General features: G+C 74.3%; 21 protein-coding genes and 1 pseudogene. 15 read left to right on the top strand and 7 right to left on the bottom strand.

Annotated elements, in window-relative coordinates:
• The 8 genes and pseudogenes from BF93_RS19900 to BF93_RS18465 form a co-directional block, all read left to right on the top strand.
• Nucleotides 1-1322: pseudogene (locus BF93_RS19900) on the top strand (asparagine synthetase B); the annotation flags it as partial.
• Nucleotides 1323-1359: 37 nt separating this feature from the next.
• Nucleotides 1360-1752 carry a PRC-barrel domain-containing protein gene (locus tag BF93_RS18435; RefSeq protein WP_038374693.1) on the top strand — a complete coding sequence of 131 codons (393 nt, stop codon included), beginning with the start codon at nt 1360-1362 and terminating at the stop codon, nt 1750-1752.
• Nucleotides 1749-3074, top strand: coding sequence for a glycosyltransferase family 4 protein (locus tag BF93_RS18440; RefSeq protein WP_038374694.1), 1326 nt, complete (start codon nt 1749-1751; stop codon nt 3072-3074). The genes BF93_RS18435 and BF93_RS18440 overlap by 4 nt, the downstream gene beginning before the upstream one ends.
• A 12-nt stretch (nt 3075-3086) precedes the next feature.
• Nucleotides 3087-3959 carry a glucose-1-phosphate thymidylyltransferase RfbA gene (rfbA, locus tag BF93_RS18445; protein WP_038374695.1) on the top strand — a complete coding sequence of 291 codons (873 nt, stop codon included), beginning with the start codon at nt 3087-3089 and terminating at the stop codon, nt 3957-3959.
• 62 nt (nt 3960-4021) lie between these two features.
• Nucleotides 4022-5089 (top strand): FecCD family ABC transporter permease, encoded by a 1068-nt coding sequence (locus tag BF93_RS18450; protein WP_038374696.1) that lies wholly within the window; start codon nt 4022-4024, stop codon nt 5087-5089.
• A complete protein-coding gene (locus BF93_RS18455; protein WP_232226499.1) occupies nt 5086-6198 on the top strand; it encodes a FecCD family ABC transporter permease in 1113 nt (370 codons plus the stop codon). Before BF93_RS18450 ends, BF93_RS18455 begins: the two co-directional genes overlap by 4 nt.
• A complete protein-coding gene (locus tag BF93_RS18460; protein WP_084148700.1) occupies nt 6195-7133 on the top strand; it encodes an ABC transporter ATP-binding protein in 939 nt (312 codons plus the stop codon). Before BF93_RS18455 ends, BF93_RS18460 begins: the two co-directional genes overlap by 4 nt.
• A 9-nt stretch (nt 7134-7142) precedes the next feature.
• Nucleotides 7143-8174, top strand: coding sequence for an ABC transporter substrate-binding protein (locus BF93_RS18465; RefSeq protein WP_051487206.1), 1032 nt, complete (start codon nt 7143-7145; stop codon nt 8172-8174).
• Between the two features lie 272 nt (nt 8175-8446).
• Here BF93_RS18465 and BF93_RS18470 read toward each other — a convergent pair whose 3' ends face one another.
• A complete protein-coding gene (locus BF93_RS18470; RefSeq protein WP_038374697.1) occupies nt 8447-9286 on the bottom strand; it encodes a siderophore-interacting protein in 840 nt (279 codons plus the stop codon).
• Nucleotides 9287-9598: 312 nt separating this feature from the next.
• On the opposite strand from BF93_RS18470, the gene BF93_RS18475 reads away from it, so the two are divergent.
• From BF93_RS18475 to BF93_RS18490, 4 genes are all read left to right on the top strand, one after another.
• Complete coding sequence (locus tag BF93_RS18475) at nt 9599-10522, top strand: metal ABC transporter substrate-binding protein (protein WP_038374699.1); 924 nt, start codon at nt 9599-9601, stop codon at nt 10520-10522.
• Entirely contained in the window at nt 10519-11262 is a 744-nt protein-coding gene (locus BF93_RS18480) for a metal ABC transporter ATP-binding protein (RefSeq protein ID WP_038374700.1), read from the top strand. The genes BF93_RS18475 and BF93_RS18480 overlap by 4 nt, the downstream gene beginning before the upstream one ends.
• Complete coding sequence (locus BF93_RS18485; protein WP_084148702.1) at nt 11259-12143, top strand: metal ABC transporter permease; 885 nt, start codon at nt 11259-11261, stop codon at nt 12141-12143. The genes BF93_RS18480 and BF93_RS18485 overlap by 4 nt, the downstream gene beginning before the upstream one ends.
• Nucleotides 12144-12244: 101 nt before the next feature.
• Nucleotides 12245-12628 (top strand): hypothetical protein, encoded by a 384-nt coding sequence (locus BF93_RS18490; protein WP_156954210.1) that lies wholly within the window; start codon nt 12245-12247, stop codon nt 12626-12628.
• 33 nt (nt 12629-12661) lie between these two features.
• Here the strand turns inward: BF93_RS18490 and BF93_RS18495 are convergent, their stop codons facing one another.
• The 3 genes from BF93_RS18495 to ku form a co-directional block, all read right to left on the bottom strand.
• Nucleotides 12662-13189: a DUF4395 domain-containing protein gene (locus tag BF93_RS18495; RefSeq protein ID WP_051487207.1), complete on the bottom strand. Its 528-nt coding sequence runs from the start codon at nt 13187-13189 to the stop codon at nt 12662-12664.
• Nucleotides 13173-13613, bottom strand: coding sequence for a thioredoxin family protein (locus BF93_RS18500; protein WP_038374721.1), 441 nt, complete (start codon nt 13611-13613; stop codon nt 13173-13175). The genes BF93_RS18495 and BF93_RS18500 overlap by 17 nt, the downstream gene beginning before the upstream one ends.
• A 65-nt stretch (nt 13614-13678) precedes the next feature.
• A complete protein-coding gene (gene ku, locus BF93_RS18505; RefSeq protein WP_038374704.1) occupies nt 13679-14587 on the bottom strand; it encodes a non-homologous end joining protein Ku in 909 nt (302 codons plus the stop codon).
• Between the two features lie 129 nt (nt 14588-14716).
• Between ku and BF93_RS18510 the strand changes: the two genes are divergently transcribed.
• The 3 genes from BF93_RS18510 (at nt 14717) to BF93_RS18520 (ending at nt 18075) form a co-directional block, all read left to right on the top strand.
• Nucleotides 14717-15217: a DUF2975 domain-containing protein gene (locus tag BF93_RS18510; RefSeq protein WP_038374705.1), complete on the top strand. Its 501-nt coding sequence runs from the start codon at nt 14717-14719 to the stop codon at nt 15215-15217.
• Complete coding sequence (locus BF93_RS18515; protein WP_038374706.1) at nt 15217-15447, top strand: helix-turn-helix domain-containing protein; 231 nt, start codon at nt 15217-15219, stop codon at nt 15445-15447. The genes BF93_RS18510 and BF93_RS18515 overlap by 1 nt, the downstream gene beginning before the upstream one ends.
• Before the next feature lie 102 nt (nt 15448-15549).
• On the top strand, nt 15550-18075 hold the full coding sequence (locus BF93_RS18520) for an ATP-dependent DNA ligase (protein WP_038374708.1): 2526 nt from the start codon (nt 15550-15552) through the stop codon (nt 18073-18075).
• 6 nt (nt 18076-18081) lie between these two features.
• On the opposite strand, the gene BF93_RS18525 is transcribed toward BF93_RS18520, so the two are convergent.
• From BF93_RS18525 to BF93_RS18535, 3 genes are read right to left on the bottom strand one after another with little or no spacing between them, the layout of a single operon-like run.
• Nucleotides 18082-19110: a cation diffusion facilitator family transporter gene (locus BF93_RS18525; RefSeq protein WP_038374709.1), complete on the bottom strand. Its 1029-nt coding sequence runs from the start codon at nt 19108-19110 to the stop codon at nt 18082-18084.
• Nucleotides 19107-19658 carry a transporter substrate-binding domain-containing protein gene (locus tag BF93_RS18530; protein ID WP_084148703.1) on the bottom strand — a complete coding sequence of 184 codons (552 nt, stop codon included), beginning with the start codon at nt 19656-19658 and terminating at the stop codon, nt 19107-19109. Before BF93_RS18530 ends, BF93_RS18525 begins: the two co-directional genes overlap by 4 nt.
• Nucleotides 19655-21157, bottom strand: coding sequence for an FAD-dependent oxidoreductase (locus BF93_RS18535; protein ID WP_038374710.1), 1503 nt, complete (start codon nt 21155-21157; stop codon nt 19655-19657). The genes BF93_RS18530 and BF93_RS18535 overlap by 4 nt, the downstream gene beginning before the upstream one ends.
• Nucleotides 21158-21338: the final 181 nt, after the last annotated feature.

A 21338-nucleotide genomic window follows, 5' to 3' on the forward strand; every position in this document is an offset into this window, starting at 1 on the left:
ACCGCACCGACCGCGACGCCGCCGCGGTGGCCGCCGCCCGCCGCAACGCCGCCCGCTTCGGCGTGGACCTGCGCCTGCCGCTGCTGGACCCGGCCGTGCGCGCCGCGCTGCGCCCCGCCGCCGGGACCGACCCGGCCGCGGCGGCCGCCGATCCCGCCGCGGCCCTGCGCGCCCTGGGGTCCCTCGCCAACCCCTCCGCGGCCGCCACCGAGCCCGAGGCCCTCGCCGCGATCGACCAGGACGCCTGGACCGGCCGCCTCAAGGGCATGCTCCACCAGGTGTTCCGCTCGGAGCAGTTCGCCCGCCGGCCCTGGAACGACCAGCGCGCCGTCCTCGAGGCCTTCGAGGAGCACATCGCCGGGCGCACCGACGGCGGGGCCGACGTCTTCTGGCGCCTGTTCCTGCTGGAGCTGTGGATGCGCGAGGTCGTCGAGCGCGACCCGAGCGCCCCCGCCCCGGAGGCCGGCGTGGCCGTCTCCCTCGAGGACGACCACGGCCGCTTCGACGAGCCCGAGCCGAAGGACCCGCTGGCCGCCAACGCCGGCAAGCAGCTGGACCTCGAGCTGGCCGACGCCGAGGGCGGGAGGATCGCCCGCCGCTACCCGATCCGCACCGGCAAGTTCGCCGCGGACACCCCGATGGACCCGGAGATCTCCCGCTACGTCGCCGAGTTCTTCACCGCCCTGGACGCCGCGCTCGAGGGCGAGGGCCCGGAGGTCGAGGACCACCGCGCGGCGACCGTGGGCCGCCGCTGGAACCTCACGGTGAGCGAGAAGATCATCGCGATCATGCAGGGCCGCTCCTACTTCGTGTGGGACGTGAAGCCCACCTGGTGGGCGACCACCCTGTCCCGCTACGTGGCGCGCACCCCGGCCGGGATCGGCCTGGGGGACCCGGTGACCATGCAGCTGGCGATCCAGGAGGCCGGGCTGCCGCGCGTGCTGCTGGCCTCCGCCGCCGGCGCCGCCGGCAAGGTGCTCGGCCGCAAGGGCCTGTTCTACCAGGTCGTCGGCGGGAACGTGCGCGCCATCGACGGGCCCACGGAGTACTCCGTGTATCCCGCGAACGTCTCCGCGAAGCTGCCGCCGAAGGACCCGGACGCGGTCGCCGAGCACCTGAACGCCGTGATCCGCGAGGTCGTGCCCGAGCGCTGGCGCGACGGCTTCGCCGGTACGGTGGTCATGGACGCCAACGACATCGGCCGCAACACCCTGGGCAAGGCGGCGCCGCTCAGCGCAGAGCATTACGAGCTGCAGTTCGCCGACAACCCCCTGGGCCAGGGACGCGAGCAGACGCCGATGGCGATCGTCTTCGAACGCTGATCCGCGCGCGGACGACAGGGACAGAGGGGGCACAGCGATGGGAACGAGCGAGGCAGCGCCGGAGGGCCGTGGGCGCTCCGACGCGTCAGATCCGCCGGATCTGCCGGATCTGCCCGAGCTGTCCTCCGCCGCGGTCCTCGCCGTCGACGGCGCGCGCGTGGGCCACGTCCACGACATCTACCTCCACGACGCCTCCGGGGAGTTCGCCGCGATCTCGGTGGCGATCGGCCGGCTGACCGTGCGCACCGTGCTGGTGCCGGCGGCCGCCCTCGCCTCCGAGCACCCCGATGCCGACGGCCGCGTGCACCTGCGCGTGGACGCCGCCGCGGTGCGCGGCGGCCTGGACGCCCCCGTGACCCTCCATGCCGAGCCCGACGTGCTCGAGCAGGCCCTGCGCGCCCTGGGGCTCGAGGAGCCGGCGCCCCGATGAGGATCCTGCTGGTCACCCACTACTACGCCCCCGAGTACGGGGCGCCTCAGCGCCGCTGGTCCGCGCTCGTGCGGCGCTTCGTGCGCGCCGGGCACCAGGTCACCGTCGTCGCCCCCGTCCCGCACTACCCCGAGGGCAGGCCCACCCGCGCCCACGGCCGCGAGCACCGGCCCGGCACGGTCGAGCGAGGCACCTGGGGGGAGCAGATCCTGCGCACCGGCTACCTCCCGCACCGGGCGGACATCCTCACCCGCACCGCCGATCACATGGTCGCGGCGCTGGACGCGCTGCGCCGCGCGAGTGCGAGGTTCCGCCGGCCCGGCACCCGGCCCGACGTCATCATCGCCACCGCCCCGGCCATCCCCAGCCTGCTGGTGGGCCGCGTCCTCGCCGCCCGCTGGAAGGTTCCGCTGATCGCCGAGATGCGCGACGCCTGGCCGGACCTGGTCACCCACATCGGCCCCGTGGTGGCCGGGGAGGACGTCGAGCCGCGCCGCGCGACCCCCGCCCGCCGGATCGCCTCCGTGCTGGCCGGCTTCGCCAAGCAGCAGGTCCACCACGTCGTCTCCGACTGGCAGGAGGGCGCCGACCGCGTCGTCACCACCACCGCCCTGTTCGCCGACGTGCTGCGGGCGCGCGGGATCGAGAAGGTCGACGTCGTCCGCAACGGGACCGACCTCTCGCGCCTGGGCCCGGCGGTGCGCCGCCCCCGCAGCGACCACGAGGAGCTGCGCGTGCTCTACCTCGGCAACATGGGTCGCTCCCAGGGCCTGGAGATGGTCGTGATCGCCGCGGCCCGCCTGGCCCGCGAGGGCGTGCCGATCCAGGTGCGGATGATCGGCCACGGCGTCGCCTCCGCCGACCTCGCCGAGCTCGCCCAGCGCCTGGACGCGCCCGTCACCGTCGGCACCCGCATCCCGCACCGGGAGGTGGGGGAGCAGTACGACTGGGCGGACACGGTGCTGGTCTCCCTGCGCGACTGGGAGCCCTTCGCCTGGACCATCCCCTCGAAGCTCTACGAGCTGCTGGCCACCGGCCGCCACGTGAGCGCCGTCGTCGCCGGGGAATCGGCCGATGTGGTCCGCGCCGCGGGCGCCGGCGACGTGATCCGCCCCGGCGACCTGGACGGTCTCGCCGAGCTGTGGCGGCGCCTGGCCGCGGACCGCTCGGGGCTGTCCACCGGCGGGGCGGGCCGCGACTGGGTCGCCCTGCACGCCGACGACGACCTCCTCGCCGAGGTGTACCTGGAGATCCTCGCCGAGACCGTCGGCGACCGCGCGGCGCCCGGGGGCTCCGCCGGCTCCGGGGTCCGGGCGTCCTGACATACTGGCGCCATGCGAGGGATCATCCTGGCCGGGGGGACCGGCAGCCGTCTGCATCCGCTGACCATCGGCGTCTCGAAGCAGCTCATGCCCGTCTACGACAAGCCGATGATCTACTACCCGCTGAGCACGCTGATGCTCGCCGGGATCCGCGACATCCTCGTCATCACCACCCCGCAGGACCAGGACGCCTTCGCCCGGGTGCTCGGCGACGGCAGCCGCTTCGGCGTGGACATCCGCTACGTGCCCCAGCCCTCCCCGGACGGCCTCGCGCAGGCCTTCGTGCTGGGCGAGGACTTCCTCGGCGGGGAGCGCGCCGCGCTGGTGCTGGGCGACAACCTCTTCTACGGCCAGGGGATGGGCACCCAGCTGCGGCGCTACTCCGACCTGGACGGGGCGGCCGTGTTCGGCTACTGGGTGGCCGACCCCACCGCCTACGGCGTGGTGGAGATGGACGCGCAGGGCCGCGCCGTCTCCCTCGAGGAGAAGCCCGCCCGTCCCCGCTCGAACCTGGCCGTGCCCGGCCTGTACTTCTACGACGACACCGTCGTCGAGCGCGCCAAGGCGCTGGAGCCCTCCGCCCGCGGCGAGCTCGAGATCACCGACCTCAACCGCAGCTACCTCGAGGAGGGCGCCCTCCAGGTCGAGGTCCTCACCCGCGGCACCGCCTGGCTGGACACCGGCACCTTCGACGACCTCGCCGCGGCGGGGGAGTTCATCCGCACGGTGCAGAAGCGCCAGGGGCTGTCCATCGGCGCCCCCGAGGAGGTCGCCTGGCGGATGGGCTACCTCAGCGACGAGGAGCTGCGCGAGCGCGCCGCGCCGCTGGTGAAGTCCGGGTACGGCACCTATCTGCTGGACGTCCTCGAGCGCGAGCGCGCCTGAGACGGGAGCGACGCAGGACACAGCCGGTGGCGCAGGACCTTAGGGTTGCCTAACATAACCGGGTGACCTCCGACGCCCCGCCGCGCACGCCCTCGCGCACCGCGCCGCCGCCGACCCCTGCGGTCGGCGGCCCGCCCACCGCAGGCCAGGCCCTGTCCCGCACGGGCGTCGCCGCACTGGTGGTGCTCGGGGCCGTCGCCGTCTCCCTGCTGCTGGGCAGCAACGCCATCGGCCCCGGCGCGGTCCTCGAGCGGCTGCTGCACCCGGCGCTGGACGAGGGCGCGATCGTCTGGGGCTCGCGCGTGCCCCGCACCGTGCTCGGCCTGCTGGTCGGCGCGGCGCTCGGCATCGCCGGCGCCGTCATGCAGGGCCAGACCCGCAACCCCCTGGCCGACCCCGGGATCTTCGGCGTCTCCGCCGGGGCGAGCCTCGCCGTCGTGCTCGGCGTCTACGTCGCGGGCGTGACCAGCGTGCTCGGCATCCTGTGGATGTCCTTCCTCGGCGCGGTGGTCGCCTCGGTGGCCGTGTTCGCGATCGCCGCCCTCGGCCGCAGCCTCTCGAGCCCGGTGCCCCTGGCCATCGCCGGCACCGCCGTCACCGCGCTGCTGACGGCCATCACCTCCTTCCTCGTCCTCACCGACCAGAGCACCCTGGCCGCCTACCGCATCTGGGTGGTCGGGTCCCTGTCGGGCCGCACCCTGGAGGGCATCGGCCCCGCGATCGTGATGGCGCTGGCCGGCCTGGTGCTCGCCGCCGCCAACATCCGCTCCCTGGACATGCTCGCGCTGGGCGGCGAGCTGGCGCAGGGCCTGGGGGAGAACATCCTGCGGGCCCGCCTGGTGGGCCTCGGGGCCATCACCCTGCTCACCGCGAGCGCCGTCGCCCTCAGCGGCCCCATCGGCTTCATCGGCCTGACCGCCCCGCACATCGCCCGCGCCATGGTCGGCGCCGGCCACGGGCGCCTGCTGCCGGCCGCGGGCCTCGTCGGGGCGGGCGTGCTGCTGCTCAGCGACGTGATCGGGCGGCTCATCGGCGGGACCGGCGAGGTCTCGGTGGGCGTGGTGCTCACCGTCCTCGGCGGGATCGTGTTCGTGATGATCGTCCGCCGCAGCCGGATGGCCGCGCTGTGAGCGCCGCCGCCGGCCTCGGTGCCGCCCCGCGCACCGCCGTGATCGCGCCGGCGGGCCGGCTCGCCGTGCTCCGGGCGCTGCGGCGCCGCTACCTCGCCGGGCGCCTGCTGCTGGTGACCGTGCTCGCCCTCGCCGCCACGGCCGCGCTGGTGGTCTGGGGCGTCATGGCCGGCAGCAGCGACCTCGGGGTGGGGCAGACGGTGCTGGCGCTGCTCGGGGCGGGGGAGCCCAGCCACGAGTTCATCGTCCGCGAGCTGCGCCTGCCGCGCGTGATCGGGGCCGTGGTGGTGGGCCTCGCCCTGGGGATGTCCGGGGCGCTCACCCAGACCTTCTCCCGCAACCCCCTGGCCACCCCGGACATCCTGGGCGTCACCTCGGGGGCCGCGGCCGGCGCGGTCGCCGCCATCGTGCTCGGCGGCGGCGCCTACGCCGTCGGCTCGGGCCTGCTGGGCCTGGGCATGCCCGTCGTCGCGACGATCGGGGCGCTGGGCACGGCCGCCGTCGTCTACGGCCTGTCCTGGCGCGGCGGGGTGGACAGCTACCGGCTGATCCTCATCGGCATCGGCGCGACGGCGACCCTCGGCGGCCTGACGAACTACCTCATGGTCCGCGGCTCCCTGTCGCAGGCCGCGGCCGCGACCCAGTGGCTCGTGGGCAGCCTGGCCGGCGTCACCTGGACCAGCGTCTGGCCGGTGCTGATCGTGCTGCTGGTCATCACGCCGCTGGCCCTGACCCAGACCTCCGCCCTCGACATCGGCCAGCTCGGCGACGAGATGTCCACCGGTCTGGGCGTCCCCGTCCAGCGCCACCGCATCGCCGTGCTCGTGTGCGCCGTCGTGCTGTGCGCGGCCGCGGTCTCCGCCGCCGGGCCCGTCGGCTTCGTCGCCTTCGTGGCGCCCCAGCTCGCGCAGCGCCTGGGTCGCACCCCGCGGCCGCCGCTGCTCGCCTCCGCCCTGCTGGGCGCCGCGATGGTCACCGCCGCGGACATCCTGGGCCGCGCCGTGCTGCCCTGGTCGGTCCCGGTCGGCATCATCACCGCCATCATCGGCGCCCCCTACCTGATCTGGCTGCTGACCCGGCGCACCGCCGGAGGAAGGTCCGCCGCATGAGCACCGCCGTCCCGAGGATCCACGCCCCGGCCCCCGAGGCCCCCATCGCCCCCGCCGCCGCGCCGGCCCCCGCGCCCGTGCCGGAACCCGCGCCCGTGCCGGCCCTGCGGGCGCGGGGCCTCCGCCTCGCCTACGACGGCCACGTCGTCGTCCCCGAGGCCGATCTGAGCATCCAGGCAGGCACCGTCACCACGCTGATCGGCGCCAACGGCAGCGGCAAGTCCACCCTCCTGAAGGCGTTCAGCCGCCTGCTCGCCCCGGTCGCGGGCACGGTCGAGCTCGCCGGGGCCCCGCTGCACTCCCAGGGCGCCCGGCAGGTCGCCCGGCAGCTGTCGATCCTCCCGCAGAAGCCGCTCACCCCGCATGCCACGACCGTCCGCGATCTCGTCTCGCGCGGCCGGCACCCGCACCAGTCGCTGCTGCGGCCCTGGACCCGCCGGGACGCCGCCGCCGTCGAGGAGGCCCTCGTGGCGACCGGCCTGCGCGAGCTCGCCGACCGCGACGCCGCCTCGCTCTCCGGAGGGCAGCTGCAGCGGGCCTGGATCGCCCTGGTGCTCGCCCAGGACGCCCCCACCATCCTGCTGGACGAGCCGACCACCTTCCTCGACCTCAGCCATCAGCTCGAGGTGCTGCGGATCGTGCGGCGCATCAACCGCGAGCGCGGCGCCACGATCGTCATGGTGCTGCACGACCTCACCCTCGCCGCGCGCTTCTCCGACCGCCTCGTGGCGATCAAGGACGGCTGCGTCGTCGCCGACGGCTCCCCGTGGGAGGTGCTGACCCCGCGGGTGCTGCGCGAGGCCTTCGACCTCGAGGCCTCCGTCGTCGAGGATCCGCACACGGGGGCGCCGATGATCGTCCCCCACGAGCCGGCCGATGCGGCCGATGTGGCACGCCCCACCCCGCCCTGTGCGGATGAGGTTAGCCTCACCTAATATTGGGGGGTGACCACTTCATCCCTCACCCGCCGCCGCTTCACCGCCGGCCTCGCGGGCACCGCCCTCCTCACCGCTCTGACCGCCTGCGGCGGCTCCGGCGACGACACCGCCGACGGCGCCTCCGACCAGGGCGGCGCCGGGGGCTGGACCTACACCGACGGGCGCGGCGTCACCCTCGAGCTGGACGCCATGCCCACCCGCATCGCCGCCTTCGCGGACTACGCCCTGGTGCTGCTGAGCTACGGGATCACGCCGGTGGCCGTGTTCGGCCGCACCGACGTCGCCTCCGACCCGCGCTTCGCCGAGCACGACCTGAGCGACGTCGCCATCGTCGGCAACGCCTACGGCGAGATCGACCTCGAGGCCCTGGCCACCGCCGCGCCCGAGCTCATCATCACCGGCATCTACCCCACCGACCGCGAGGGCACCCTCGACACCGAGGGCGTGCTCTACGCCTTCGCCGACCTCGAGCAGCAGGGCCAGATCGAGAAGATCGCCCCGGTCGCGGCGGTCGTCGTCGGCGGCGCGGGCCTCGAGGTCATCGAGGCGCTGGTCGAGCTGTCCGAGGCCGTCGGCGCCGACCCGGCCGCCATCGCGTCGGCCAAGACCGGCTTCGAGACCGCCCGGGACGCCCTCACCGCCGCCTGCGAGGCCCGCCCCGAGATCGAGCTGACCCGCTTGTACGCCGACGCCAGCGGCATCTACCTGGTCAAGACGGCCGATGAGCCCGTCACCCAGATGTACGCCGAGTTCGGCGTCCGCCTCACCACCCTGGTGACCGACGGCGACTTCTACTGGGACATCTACAGCTGGGAGAACGCCGCCGACATGATGACCGGCGACGTGCTGCTGCTCAGCGACGAGGGCTTCCAGCAGGCCGACATGGAGGCCCAGCCCACCTTCGCCGATGACCCCGCCCTCGTGGCGGGCCAGGTCGTCGTGTGGCCCAACGGCGTCATGTCCTACGCCTACCAGGCCGCGCAGATGACGGCCCTGGCCGAGACCATCACCACCGCGCAGGACGTCGTCCCCGGCTGATCCGGGCAGCGGTGCCGGGCGGGGCGCCTCGCCCCGTCCGGCCCGCGCGGTGGCCCTGCGGAGGTGCGTCTCGCCCCGCCCGGCCTGCGCGGCTGCCCTGCGGAGGTGCGTCTCGCCCCGCCCGGACCGCGCAACGACGGCGAGATGTCATTTTGCGTCGCTTGAACGGGTGTTCAAGCGACGCAGAATGACATCTCGTGGGGTGGAAGCATCATGGGTGCGCGGGTGCTCGGGTGCGTGCGGGCTCGCGGGGTGCGTGGGGCCGGTGGGGATCAGGCCGCGGCGGGCTGCGCGGCGCGGGCCTTCTCCTGCTTCCAGAACCCGGAGAAGAAGATTCGGTCCTTCGCGAGCCCGGCGCGCACCAGGTGGCGTCGGCCGCCGGTGGCGAGAGCCGACTCGCCGACCACGTAGGCGTAGGACTCGGGGGAGGGCGCCGGATCGGCCTGCAGCGCCGCGAGGGCGAGCGCGCCCGGCCGGGCATGGGCGTCCTCCCGCGGCAGCCAGGCGATGCTCATGCCGGAGGGGACCTGCCAGTCCTCCACGTCGCCGGCGCCCGGGACCTCGACGTAGATACGCCCGCGCGCATCGGCCGGGAGATCGCGCACGATCCCGCGCACCCCGGGCAGGCCGGTCTCGTCGGTGACCAGCACGAGCTCCCGCGCATCGGCGGGCGGATCGAACAGCACGCCCTGGTCCAGCAGCGCCAGCGGATCGCCGGGCCGCGCGCTCGTGGCCCAGATCGCGACGCCGCCGCAGAGCTCGCCGGTCTCGTCCCAGTGCAGCACGACGTCCACGTCCAGCTCGGTCCCGGCCTCGGTGCGGCGCAGGTCCGCGACGGTGTAGTTGGAGCAGTGCGGGCGCACGGACTCGTCGATGTCGAGGTAGGGCTGCCACCAGGTGCGGCCCTCGACGACCGGCAGCGGGAACGGGCCCTGCGGATCCTGCGGGAGGAACAGGCGGAACCAGTGGTCCAGCCCGGCGAAGGCGAAGCCGTCGAGCTCGGGCCCCGTGATCGTGACCCGCTGGAAGGCCGGGGAGAGGCGCCGGGACCGGGCCACCCGGGCGCAGAACATCCGCGGGGACTCGGGCATGGTGCGGGGGTAGCTCGACATGAGGACAGCCTAACCTCACCAGTCCATCGAGGGGCGGGGCGTCCTCTCCGTGGACGCGCCCGGCGCGAGCGCCGGCCGACGTGCCTGCCGACGCGCCGGCCGACGCGCCTGCGGCGGGTGCCTCGGTGCAGCGGTCGGGGCGAAGGCGACATGCCGGCGGGGCGAGGGCATCGGCCGCCGCCCACCGATGTTAGGCTTGCCAAACAATCAGATCAGTCGGAGCGAATCGAGGGCGGGATGACGCGGAGGTCCAGGTCGGCGGCGCAGGAGCGCCGTGCTGCGGGGAGAGGGCGCGCCCTGCGGCGGGGCAGGGTGCTGCACGCGGCGGCCGCGTCCGTCTGCACCGCGCTGCTGGGCGCGCTGGTGCTCGCCGGCTGCGCCGCGGGCTCCGCCCTCGACCTCGCCCGCAGCGACCGGCCCGTGGTCCTGACGACCTTCACCGTGCTGGCGGACATGGCCCGCGGCGTCGCGGGGGAGCACCTCGAGATCGCCTCGATCACCAAGCCCGGCGCGGAGATCCACGGCTACGAGCCCACGCCCGGCGACATCGCCAAGGCCTCGCAGGCCGATCTGATCCTCGACAACGGGATGGGCCTCGAAGCCTGGTTCGGGCAGTTCGTCGAACAGGTCGACGTGCCCCATGTCGTCGTCTCCGAGGGCGTCGACCCGATGGACATCACCGGGGACGCCTACGCCGGCCGCCCCAACCCCCACGCCTGGATGAGCCCCGTGAGCGCCCGCACCTACATCGACAACATGGCCGCCGCCTTCAGCGAGCTCGACCCGGAGCACGCCGCGGACTACGCCGCCAACGCCGCCGCCTACAAGGAGCAGCTGCTCGGCATCGAGCAGGACCTCCGGACCCGCCTCGCGCAGCTCCCCGAGGACCAGCGCGTGCTCGTGACCTGCGAGGGCGCCTTCTCCTACCTCGCCCGCGACGTCGGGCTGCAGGAGGAGTACATCTGGCCGGTCAACGCCGAGCAGCAGGCCACCCCGCAGCAGATCGCCCACGTCATCGAGGTGGTCCAGGCGCAGGGCGTCCCCGCGGTGTTCTGCGAGTCGACCGTCTCCGACCGGCCCATGCAGCAGGTGGTCGACGCCACCGGGGCGCGCTTCGGAGGGGTGCTCTACGTCGACTCCCTCTCCCTGGCCGACGGCCCCGTGCCCACCTACCTCGACCTGCTGCGCCATGACGCCGACACCATCGTCACCGCCCTGACCGGAGAGCCCGCATGAACGCCCCGCCCGCCCTCGCCCTGCACCAGGTGCACGTCCGCTACGGCGAGGTCACCGCCCTGGACGGCGTGGACCTCGAGCTCGCCCCCGGCCGCGTGACCGGGCTGATCGGCATGAACGGCTCGGGGAAGTCGACGCTCATGCGCACCGCCATGGGCATGCAGCGACCCGACCGCGGCACCGTGCGGCTCGCCGGGCACGACCCCGCCCGCGCCCGCTCCCGGGGGCTGGCCGGCTACGTGCCGCAGTCCGAGGCCGTGGACTGGGACTTCCCGATCTCCGTGCGCGAGGTCGTGATGATGGGCCGATACGGCCACCAGGGCCCGCTGCGCCGCCCCTCCCGCGCCGACCGCGCCGCGGTGGACGAGGCCCTGGACCGCGTCGAGCTCGCCGACATCGCCGAGCGGCAGATCGGCCGCCTCTCCGGCGGGCAGCGCAAGCGTGCGTTCGTCGCCCGCGGCATCGCCCAGGACGCCTCCCTGCTGCTGCTGGACGAGCCCTTCGCCGGGGTCGACAAGCGCTCCGAGGCGACCCTGGTGCGCCTGCTGCGGGAGCTCGCGGCCGATGGCCGGACGGTCCTGGTGTCCACCCACGACCTGCATGCCCTGCCCCAGCTGGCCGATGACGCCGTGCTCCTGCTGCGGCGCGTCCTCTACCACGGCCCGGTCGCCGGGGCCCTCGAGCCCGCCGTGCTCGCCCGCGCCTTCGGCCTCGACCCCACCGCGGAGGTGCCCGCATGATCGGCCTCGACATCGGCCTGCTGGACCTGGTCCTGGAGCCGCTGCGCTACGACTTCATGGTGCGGGCTCTGGTCACGACGGTGGTCGCCGCGATCGTGTGCGCGCTGCTGTCGTGCTGGCTGGTGCTGATCGGGTGGTCGCTGATGGGCGACGCCGTCTCCCATGCCGTGCTGCCGGGGGTCGTGCTCGCCTACATCGTCGGGGCGCCCTTCGCGCTCGGCGCCGTCGTCTTCGGCCTGGGGGCGGTGGCGCTGATCGGGCTGGTGCGCGGCACCGGACGGGTGAAGGAGGACGCCGCGATCGGCATCGTCTTCACGACCCTGTTCGCCCTGGGCCTCGTGCTCATCTCCGTCACCCCCAGCCAGACGGACCTCGGGCACATCATCTTCGGGAACATCCTCGGCATCTCCCGCGGGGACCTGCTGCAGATCGGCGTGCTCGCCGCGCTCGTGGCCGCAGTGCTCCTCGCCAAGCGGCGCGACCTCACGCTGTACGCCTTCGACCCCGCGCACGCCCACGCCATCGGCCTCAGCCCGCGCCGCCTCGGCGCGCTGCTGCTGGGCGCCCTCGCGCTGACCTGCGTGGTCGCGCTGCAGGTGGTCGGCGTGATCCTGGTGGTCGCGATGCTCATCATCCCCGGCGCCACCGCGCGCCTGCTCACCGACCGCTTCAGCCGTATGCTCGTGATCGCCCCGGTCAGCGCCGCCCTGTGCGCCATCGCCGGGATCCTCGGCAGCTTCTGGCTGGACGCCTCCAGCGGCGGCCTGGTGGTCCTCGCCCAGGGCCTGCTGTTCGCCCTCGTCCTCGTGCTGGGACCGCGCGGGGTGCTCGCGGCGCGGCGCCGCGCCGGAGGAGACGGCATCGTCCCCGCGCGTGCCTGAGGCGCGGGGAGGGTGGGCGTGCAGGCAGAATGGTGCGAGCTGCGGCAGCGATGCTCGGCAGAACCGTGATCCCGTCGAACGGGGGCAGCTCTGGTGGTGGCATGGAGGATCGACTGCGGATGAGAAGAATCGTGATGGCGGCAGCGATCCTCGGCGCGTCCCTCGTGGTGGTCGCCTGCGGGCCGAGCACCCGCGACCTGCCCGCTCAGGATGCTGTGGGGACGCCGATGTCCACCGTCGACGAGCACATCTCCCCGGGTGCGCGCGTCTCGATCGTCGATCTCTCCGCGGAATTCGATCTCGAGCCGTCGTTCACCGATGCGCAGCGCACGTCGGATCGCTGGATGGTGCTGGCGGTCTGTTCGGACCACGAGACCATCGATGGTTCGACGGAGATCCAGCTCGCGGTCGCACCTCGCGATGCAGTGCCTGAGGGAGGGCCGGCCCGCTCTGATGAGTTCGCCGATGCCGTGCACTGCGGCTGAGCGGGATGCCGGCTCAGCCGGCTGCGGCGAGGCTCAGGAGGTGCGGAGGATCCCGGCGCGGGTGAGGAGCAGGTAGAGCTCGCAGCCCAGGCAGAGGGCGAAGGCGGCGTTGAGGAACGCGGCGAGGAACGCGGCCGCGGCGGCGACGGGCAGGGCGTAGGGCACGCCCGCCCCGTGCAGCAGCAGGCCGATCCCCACCACCACGAGGCCCACGGCCTGCGCGAACCGCGGGGGCCGCGGGTCCTCGAGATCGGTCGGCGGGTCCAGGCGCGGCCGGATCAGGCGGCGGAACAGCACGCCCCACGGGGCGCTGCCCGGTGCCCCGGCGCCCCAGGCGAACAGGACCGCGAGCACCGTCAGCAGCACGAACGCGGGATCGCCCAGCCGGGCGGCCAGGCCCGCCGAGGGATCCATGGAGGTGCCCAGCAGTGCGAGGAACACGGCCACGGCCAGCAGGGTCGCCGTGATCGCCGCGGCGAACCGGGGGCCGCGCGGGTCGATGCCGGCCGGGCGCGGGGCGCGGGGACCGTCGGCGGGCGGGGCGTCAGCGGGACGGGACATCGTCGGTCCTCCTCAGGGCGGAGATCTCCTCGCGGATGGTGGCGGCGGTGACCGCCCCGGAGAACCGTGCGCGCACCGAGCCCGTCGGATCCAGCACGAGGACCGTCGGAGTCGTCAGCACGCGGAACCGCGTGGCCAGATCGGGCCGGTGCGTGAGGTCCACCTCGGTGAGCGCGACGCCGGGATCATCGGCGGTCGCGCGGGAGAGGGTGCGCCGCACGGCCGGGCAGCGGGAGCAGAGCTCGGTGGAGAACTGGACGACCGTCGCGAGGGCGCCGTGGGCCTCGAGGCCCAGCTCGGCCGCGGCCACCCGGTCATCGCGGGTGCGCACCCGGCGACCCGAGCGCGCACGCAGCACGAGGCCGACGCCGATGCTCACGGCGAGAAGGGCCCCGACGACGGCGAGGGCGAGGAGCGGATCCACGCTCGAAGCGTAGGTCGCGCGCGCCCGCCCCCGGAAGGGCAGCGACACACGGCGTCATCCTCGGCTCAGGCGCCCTTCTTCCGGGCCGATGCGGAGGAGGAGCTCGTGCTCTTCGACGACGAGCTCTTCGACGACGAGCTCTTCGAGGAGCCCTTCGAGGACGACCCGCTCGAGGACTTCTGCCCGCTCTTGCGAGAGGACAGGCTCTTCTCCAGGGCGTCCATGAGGCTGACGACCTTGCCGCCGGAGGCGGACTCCTGCTTCTCGCGCTCCTCGCCGAAGGTCTCGTCGGTGTCCACGGCGTCGCCCTGCTCGAGCTTGGCGTCGACGAGCTCGCGCAGCTGCTCCTGGTACTCGTCGGAGAACTGGGAGGGATCGAAGTCGCCGCTGAACTGGTCCACCAGCGAGGAGGCCATGTCCAGCTCCTTCTTCCCGATCCGGCTCTTGGACGGGGAGAAGTCCATCTCCCGCAGGTCCTCGGGCCAGCGCAGGGTCTGCAGCACCAGCAGGTCGTCGTGGGTGCGCAGCACGCCCAGGCGGGTCTTGGTGCGCAGGGTGAAGGTGACGACCGCGGTGCGCTCGGCGTCCTCGAGGGTGCGCCGCAGCAGCACGTACGCCTTCGCGGAGCGGCCCACCGGCTCCAGGAAGTAGGAGGTGCCCAGCAGGATCGGGTCGATCTGCTCGTCGGGCACGAACTGGACCACGTCGATCTCGTCGTTGTCCTCGGCGGGGAGGGCGTCGAGCTCCTCGTCGGTGAGGACCACCGTCTTGTCGCCGTCGTCGTAGGCCTTCTCGATGTGCTCGTAGTCGATCTCGCGCCCGCACACCTCGCAGTGCCGCTCGTAGCGAATCCGGCCGTGGTCCTCGTCGTGGACCTGGTGCAGGGGCAGATCGTGCGAGCGGGTCGCGCTGTACAGCTTGACCGGCACGTTCACGAGCCCGAAGGTGATCTCTCCGCTCCATATCGCGCGCATGCCCCATGACACCACGGGGCCGCCGCGCGCACCAGGGGACCGACCGATCGGTGCCCCTTGCGTCGGCTATCGAAAAGCGATAGATTCGCATCGTCGTCCGATAGGTGTCGTCCGGTAGGGGAGGTCCGTATGAGCGCGGTCAGCGTGCATGTGCTGCGGGGGATCATCGTGATCGCCCTGCTGGGATCGCTGGTGGTCCAGTGGGGGCTCATCCCCCTCGCGTGGTGGCAGTCGCGGCCGGACGCGGTGAGCACGGCGCTCGCCGTGATCGGGATCCTCGGCGTGCTCGCCCTGCAGGTGATCGGGGTGTGCATCCTGCGCCTGCTGGGCCTGGTGCGCCGCGGCCGCGTGTTCTCCCCGCGGGCGTTCCGCTATGTCGACGTCATCACGGCGTCCCTCGGCGCGGGGGCGGTGCTCGTGCTCGCGATCGCCGTGGTCGGCGCGATCGCCAACCGCACCACCCCGGGGGACGAGGTCGCCCCCGGCCTCGTGGGCCTGATCTGCGGGTTCTCCCTGGTCATCGCCGGGGTCGCGCTGGTGGTGCACGTGCAGCGCCAGCTGCTGGCCCAGGCCACCCGCACCCTTGCCCGGGCCGAGCACCTCCAGTCCGAGCTCGACGAGGTGATCTGATGGGCATCGTGGTGGACATCGACGTGATGCTGGCCCGCCGCAAGATGGCCGTCGGCACCCTCGCCGAGCGCGTCGGCATCACCCCGGCGAATCTGGCCGTCCTCAAGAACGGCCGTGCCAAGGCGGTGCGCTTCACGACCCTCGCCGCCCTGTGCGAGGAGCTCGACTGCCAGCCCGGGGACCTGCTGCGCTTCGAGCCGGACGACGCCGGCGAGGACGCCGGGGCGTGACATCGGCCGGTCCGGCCCGGGCCGGCAGCGCCCGGCCGGGCCCGCAGCGCCGGACCTGGCCGGGACGGTGACATCGGCCGCGGACTGCGGCACAGTGGCCCCATGGCCACCTCGGAGCAGCGGGTCGAGATCGACGGGCGCACCCTGCGCCTGAGCAACCTCGACAAGGTCCTCTATCCCTCCACCGGCACCACCAAGGGCGATGTCATCGACTACATGCATCGCGTGGCGCCGGTGATGATCCCGCAGGCCGCGCGCCGCCCCGCGACCCGCAAGCGCTGGGTCGACGGCGTCGGCACGGCCGAGGAGCCCGGCGCGGTGTTCTTCCGCAAGGACCTCGAATCCTCCGCCCCGGACTGGGTGCCGCGCGCCGGGATCGAGCACTCCCGCGGGACCTCCACGTACCCGCTGGCCGACGAAGCGGCCGTGCTGGTCTGGTTCGCGCAGGTCGCGGCCCTGGAGGTGCACACCCCGCAGTGGCGCTTCGACGAGGGCGGCGCCGCGCGCCATCCCGACCGACTGGTCCTGGATCTCGACCCGGGCGAGGGCGCGGGACTGCCCGAATGCGCGCAGGTCGCCCTGTGGTGCCGCGAGATCCTCGACGGCATGGGGCTGGAGGGCTATCCCGTGACCTCCGGCTCCAAGGGCATCCACCTGTACGCGCCGCTGGACGGCACCGCGAGCGCGCAGGAGATCTCCGAGGTGGCGCATCGGCTGGCCCGGGCGCTCGAGGAGGACCACCCCGACGAGGTCGTCAGCGACATGAAGAAGACCCTGCGCCGCGGGAAGGTGCTGGTGGACTGGTCGCAGAACAACGGCAGCAAGACCACCGTCTGCCCGTACTCGCTGCGCGGGCGGCTGCGGCCCACCGTCGCCGCGCCCCGCACCTGGGAGGAGATCGAGGACGGCGACCTCGCCCACCTGGAGATGGCCGAGGTGCTCGAGCGGGTCGAGGACGGGCTGGACCCCATCGCGCCGCTGGGCCTGGGCGCGGACGGCGCCGACGGGGACGGGGCCCGCGAGGGCTCGGGCGAGGGGGCCGATGCGGAGCAGATCCGGGACCGGCTCGAGGTCTACCGCTCCAAGCGCGACCCGGAGCGCACCCCCGAGCCGGTGCCCGCGGTGCGCGATGCGACCGCCGCCCTCGAGTCCGAGGAGCCGATGTTCGTCATCCAGGAGCACCACGCCAGCCGCCTGCACTGGGACTTCCGCCTCGAGCACGACGGCGTGCTCGTCTCCTGGGCGGTGCCCAAGGGCCCGCCGCTGAAGAGCTCCGTGAACCGCCTGGCCGTGCAGACCGAGGACCACCCCCTCGAGTACGGCACCTTCGAGGGCACCATCCCGAAGGGCGAGTACGGCGGCGGCGAGGTCACCATCTGGGACGCCGGCACGATCGAGATCGAGAAGTGGCGCGAGGGCGAGGAGGTCATCGCCGTCTGCCACGGGCGCGAGGACGGCGGCCTCGGCGGGAGGCCGCGGCGCTACGCCTTCATCCGCACCGACGGCGAGGACGAGGAATCGCGCAGCTGGCTGCTGCACCTCATGAAGGACCAGCCCGCGGCGAGGTCGGGACGGTCCGCCGCGCCGAAGGGACGGTCCGCGGCGGCGGAGGGCGAGCAGGACGTGCCCATCGGCGACAGCACGGGGATGTCCGAGGCCCCCCAGCCGATGCTCGCCACCGCCGGCACGCCCCAGGACATCCGCGAGGACGAGGACTGGATCCTCGAGATGAAATGGGACGGCGTGCGGGCCATCGCCACCGTCACCGCCGAGGGCGTGCGCCTGACCAGCCGCAACGGGCACGACCTCACCGCGACCTTCCCCGAGCTGGCGCAGCTGCGCGAGGCCGTGGACCCCGACGTCCTCGCCGCCGGGCAGACGGTCCTGGACGGGGAGATCGTCGCCCTGGACGAGGACGACCGGCCCTCCTTCTCGCGCCTGCAGCGCCGGCTCGGGCTGACGGCGCCGCGGGACGTCGAGCGCGCCCGCGCGGAGACCGAGGTCCACCTGATGCTGTTCGACCTCCTCGAGCGCGGCGGCACGTCGATGCTGCGCCGCCCCTGCACCGAGCGCCGTGCGGCGCTCGCCGAGGTCATCACCTCCGGGGAGCGGGTGCAGGTCCCCCCGGCCGATGACGGCACCCTCGAGGAGGCCATCGCGCTGTCCCGGGAGCTGGGCCTCGAAGGCGTCGTCGCCAAGCGCGCCTCGAGCACCTACCGCCCCGGGGCGCGGGGGCGCACCTGGATCAAGATCAAGCACGAGCGCCACCAGGAGGTCGTGGTCATCGGCTGGCGGACCGGCCAGGGCGCGCGCACGGGAGCCTTCGGATCCCTGCTGCTCGCGGTGCCGGACGAGGACGGCACGCTGCACTACGTGGGGCGGGTCGGGACGGGGTTCCGCGACCGGGACCTCGAGCGGATCGGCGCGGCGCTGCGCTCGCGGGAGCGGAAGACCCCGCCGGCCGACGACGTCCCCGCCGCGGACCGGCGCGACGCGCACTGGGTGCGGGCGGACCTCGTGGGGGAGGTGCGCTTCTCCGAGCGCACCGCCGAGGGACGGCTGCGCCACCCGCGCTGGCGCGGGCTGCGCGAGGACAAGGACGCCTCCGCGGTGCGCTGGGAGAGCTGAGCGTCCTCAGCCGCGGAAGGCCTGGGTGCTCGGGATCTCGGCGACGGGGGCGATCACCACGTCATGGATCTTCCAGTCCACGTCCCGCAGCGCAGCGCGCAGGTCCTCGCACTGCGCGCCGGTCACGGCCCGGCCGTCGCCCGGCACCACGAACATCTCCACGTGGAAGACATGGCCCTCGTCGCGGACCCTCGCGACGGCGTCGCCGACCCAGTCCTCGTCGCGGGCCCGCTCCTCGATCTGCCCGATCAGCGGATGCGGCTCGGCGTCGTCGTAGGTGCGGGCGCGGCCGTCGGTGAGCCCGCGCAGCGCGCCGCGCAGGTTCTTCCCGCCGTCGTGGAGGATCGAGAAGGAGATGAGGATCGCCGCCGCGGAGTCGAACCACCACAGGCCGATGCCGATGCCCAGCACGCCGACGATGCTCGCGGTGGACGAGGACCAGTCGGCCGTGTTCATGTCCGCGTCCGCGTACAGCACCTTGTCGTGCAGCGGCTCGGTGAGCTTCTTCTTCATCCGCCCGAGGATCAGCGGCGGGGTCAGCGCCAGGATCAGCACGGCGATCATCAGCCAGCCGGACCAGATCGCGTGCCCGGCCACGATGGTCAGGCCGACCGGCGGGCGCTCGACCTTGATCAGCGTGATCGCCGAGTCGATGAGCAGGAACGTGCCCATGGCCAGCAGCGCCACCGAGGCCACCAGGTGGGCGACGCCGATGGACCGGTGGTGGCCGTAGGGGAACTCGGCGTGGGGCCGGCGGCGGATCCGGCGCACGGCCACGAGGAAGGCCAGCGGCGGCAGGAGCGCCAGCGCATCCTCGATCCATGCGGCCTTCATCGCCTGCGACTGCCCGGCCATGGCGATCTCGAGCGTCACCGCGACCGCCGTGCACGCCAGGGAGATCCACTCCAGGCGGATGGCGCGGCGCAGGATGCGGCGCTGCTCCTCGGGCAGGGCGTCGTGGCCGGAGGCCTCCGCCGTCTCCGGGGCCGGCTCCCCGCGGCCGCCCTGGCCCGTCTCCTCCTCCGTCCGGTTCACAGCTCTCCCTCCTGCTCGGCGAGGTACCGCTCGAGGGAGACCATCAGGGCGTTCTCCCCGGGTCGCACGCCCATCGCGATCTTCAGCGTGGAGCCGTCATCGGCCGTGGCCTCGGTGTAGGGCCGGGTGGGGGCGATCTCGGTGGAGTAGGGGGTGTCCCGGGTGAGTCCGCCGATGACCACGTCCAGCTTCCCGTCGCGCATGGCGCGCGCCAGCTCGCCCTCGGAGCCGATGGTCCAGGCGATCTTCGCGTCGATGCTCTCGGCGTAGCCGGTGACGAGGTCGACCTCGCTGCCGGAGACGCCGCCGTCCGCGGCGACCTCGGTCCAGGGCGGGTTCTCGGTGAGGCCCACCCGCAGCGTGCCGCCGGAGGCGCGGGCGAGGGGGCCCTGCGCGTCGCGGGGGATCGCTCCGCAGCCGGTCGCGGCCCCGGCCAGGAGGCCGGTCGCCAGCAGTGCGGGCAGCGCCCGGCGCGGGATGCCGGTTCCGGAGCTGCGGCCCCGGGCGCGGCCTCCCCGGGGAAGGCGGCGGATCGGACGGTCGCTCATCGTTCCTCCAGGGGGTCGAGCCCGCGGACGGCAGGGCCCTCGAGCAGGGTGCCGTCGGCCGCGAAGCGGGAGCCGTGCAGCGGGCAGTCCCAGGTCAGCTCGGCATCGTTCCAGCGGACGATGCCGCCCAGGTGCGGGCACACCGCGCTGAGGGCGCAGCGGCGGCCGGCCACGGTGGAGACGGCCGTGGGCCGGCCCTCGCGCCGGCCCACCTGGCCCTCGCCCTCGGCGGGCGGCGCCTCGGGCAGGGCGCGCAGCTCGCCGCCGGCCCAGCCGCGGGCGGCGGCCGCGCCGGTGCCGGCGAGGAGCTCGGCGGCCGGCAGCAGCGCCCCGGCGCGGGAGCGGGCCTGCTCGAGCTCGGCATGCCACGGCGGCACCGTCCCGACGATCAGCCCCGTGCAGGCCATCGCCGCCGCCACCGCCCCGGTCATGCCCCATTTCGCGAAGCCGGTCGCCGCGAGCACCCGCCCCTCGGCCCCGGGGAGCGGGCCCACCAGGGGCAGCGCCCCGGCCGGTACGTAGTCCTGCGCGGCCCATCGATGGGTGATCTCGGCGCCGGGGGACAGCGACAGCGCCCACCGCTCGAGCTCCTGCAGGCCTGCCGCGGGGGAGTCGGAGCGCCCGGTGATGTGGTCGGCGCCGCCGGCCAGCAGCAGCGGCCCCTCCGGCGTGGGCACGGAGCGCACGGTGCGGCCGTCGCCCTCGGCGCTGACGTGCATGCCCTCGGGGAGCCACGCCCCGGGGCGGGGCCGGGCGGTGAGGACGCCGGAGCGGTGCGGCTCCACGCGGGCGGCGTGGGCTCCGCGGTCGAGCACGGGGACGCCCGTGGCCAGGACCAGGTGGTCGGCGCGCAGGGCGCCGCGGGTGGTCTCGAGCTCGAGGGGGCTGCGGGAGCCGGCCGCGGTGAGCCGCGCGCCCTCGACGAGGACGCCGCCGAGGGCGTCCAGCTCGATCGCGAGGGCGGTCAGCAGCTCCATCGGGTCCAGCTGCGCCTGCCCCTCCAGGGACAGGCAGCTGGTGACCGGCATGGGCAGCTCCGAGTCGGTCCCCAGGCGCACCGGCAGCCCGGCCTCGCGGGAGGCCTCCGCCTCCTCGCGCAGGCGCGAGGCCCCGCGCGGGCTGGTGGCGTAGGTGTGCGCGCTGCGGGTCTGCAGCGGGACCTCGTGCCCGCCGCAGAACTCCCGCAGCCAGTCCTGGGCCTCCCGGCTCGCGGCGACGTAGGCGGCCACGGCCTGCGGTCCGTGCTGCCGGCGGATGGTGGACAGCCGCGTGCCCTGCAGCAGCGACACCTTCGCGGTGCTGGCCCCGGTGGTCACGGCGCCGACGCTGCGCGCCTCGAGCACGACGACGCGGCGCCCGGCCCGCGCCAGCAGCACCGCGGTCGCCAGGCCCGCCAGCCCGGCGCCGGCGATGGCGACGTCGATGTGGTCGCCGCGCGAGGGCATCACGGAGGTGGGGATCCGGGACGGGTCGTGCCGGTCGACCCAGGAGGACTTCATCGCGATCTCGCCCCTCTCGCGCGCAGCGGTGACAGAGGATCTGGCGGGGAATCTACCGCTGACGTGCCCCCTCGACAACGACAGGGCGGGCGGCACGCGGGCCGTCGTCCCGACCGAGCGGTTGGCATCCCCGCCCCCTGCGCCGCCTCGGCGCGCCGGTGCCGCGGGCGTCGCGGCGGCC

Origin of the sequence: Brachybacterium phenoliresistens (assembly GCF_000576425.1) — a bacterium.
Classification (GTDB): domain Bacteria; phylum Actinomycetota; class Actinomycetes; order Actinomycetales; family Dermabacteraceae; genus Brachybacterium; species Brachybacterium phenoliresistens.

What these genes read in the sequence shown, in the direction of transcription:
- BF93_RS18435 (WP_038374693.1), top strand. Translation starts at nt 1,360, where the DNA reads ATGGGAACGAGCGAGGCAGCGCCGGAGGGCCGTGGGCGCTCCGACGCG.
- BF93_RS18440 (WP_038374694.1), top strand. Translation starts at nt 1,749, where the DNA reads ATGAGGATCCTGCTGGTCACCCACTACTACGCCCCCGAGTACGGGGCG.
- rfbA (WP_038374695.1), top strand. Translation starts at nt 3,087, where the DNA reads ATGCGAGGGATCATCCTGGCCGGGGGGACCGGCAGCCGTCTGCATCCG.
- BF93_RS18460 (WP_084148700.1), top strand. Translation starts at nt 6,195, where the DNA reads ATGAGCACCGCCGTCCCGAGGATCCACGCCCCGGCCCCCGAGGCCCCC.
- BF93_RS18470 (WP_038374697.1), bottom strand. Translation starts at nt 9,286, where the DNA reads ATGTCGAGCTACCCCCGCACCATGCCCGAGTCCCCGCGGATGTTCTGC.
- BF93_RS18480 (WP_038374700.1), top strand. Translation starts at nt 10,519, where the DNA reads ATGAACGCCCCGCCCGCCCTCGCCCTGCACCAGGTGCACGTCCGCTAC.
- BF93_RS18485 (WP_084148702.1), top strand. Translation starts at nt 11,259, where the DNA reads ATGATCGGCCTCGACATCGGCCTGCTGGACCTGGTCCTGGAGCCGCTG.
- BF93_RS18490 (WP_156954210.1), top strand. Translation starts at nt 12,245, where the DNA reads ATGGAGGATCGACTGCGGATGAGAAGAATCGTGATGGCGGCAGCGATC.
- BF93_RS18495 (WP_051487207.1), bottom strand. Translation starts at nt 13,189, where the DNA reads ATGTCCCGTCCCGCTGACGCCCCGCCCGCCGACGGTCCCCGCGCCCCG.
- ku (WP_038374704.1), bottom strand. Translation starts at nt 14,587, where the DNA reads ATGCGCGCGATATGGAGCGGAGAGATCACCTTCGGGCTCGTGAACGTG.
- BF93_RS18510 (WP_038374705.1), top strand. Translation starts at nt 14,717, where the DNA reads ATGAGCGCGGTCAGCGTGCATGTGCTGCGGGGGATCATCGTGATCGCC.
- BF93_RS18515 (WP_038374706.1), top strand. Translation starts at nt 15,217, where the DNA reads ATGGGCATCGTGGTGGACATCGACGTGATGCTGGCCCGCCGCAAGATG.
- BF93_RS18520 (WP_038374708.1), top strand. Translation starts at nt 15,550, where the DNA reads ATGGCCACCTCGGAGCAGCGGGTCGAGATCGACGGGCGCACCCTGCGC.
- BF93_RS18530 (WP_084148703.1), bottom strand. Translation starts at nt 19,658, where the DNA reads ATGAGCGACCGTCCGATCCGCCGCCTTCCCCGGGGAGGCCGCGCCCGG.
- BF93_RS18535 (WP_038374710.1), bottom strand. Translation starts at nt 21,157, where the DNA reads ATGAAGTCCTCCTGGGTCGACCGGCACGACCCGTCCCGGATCCCCACC.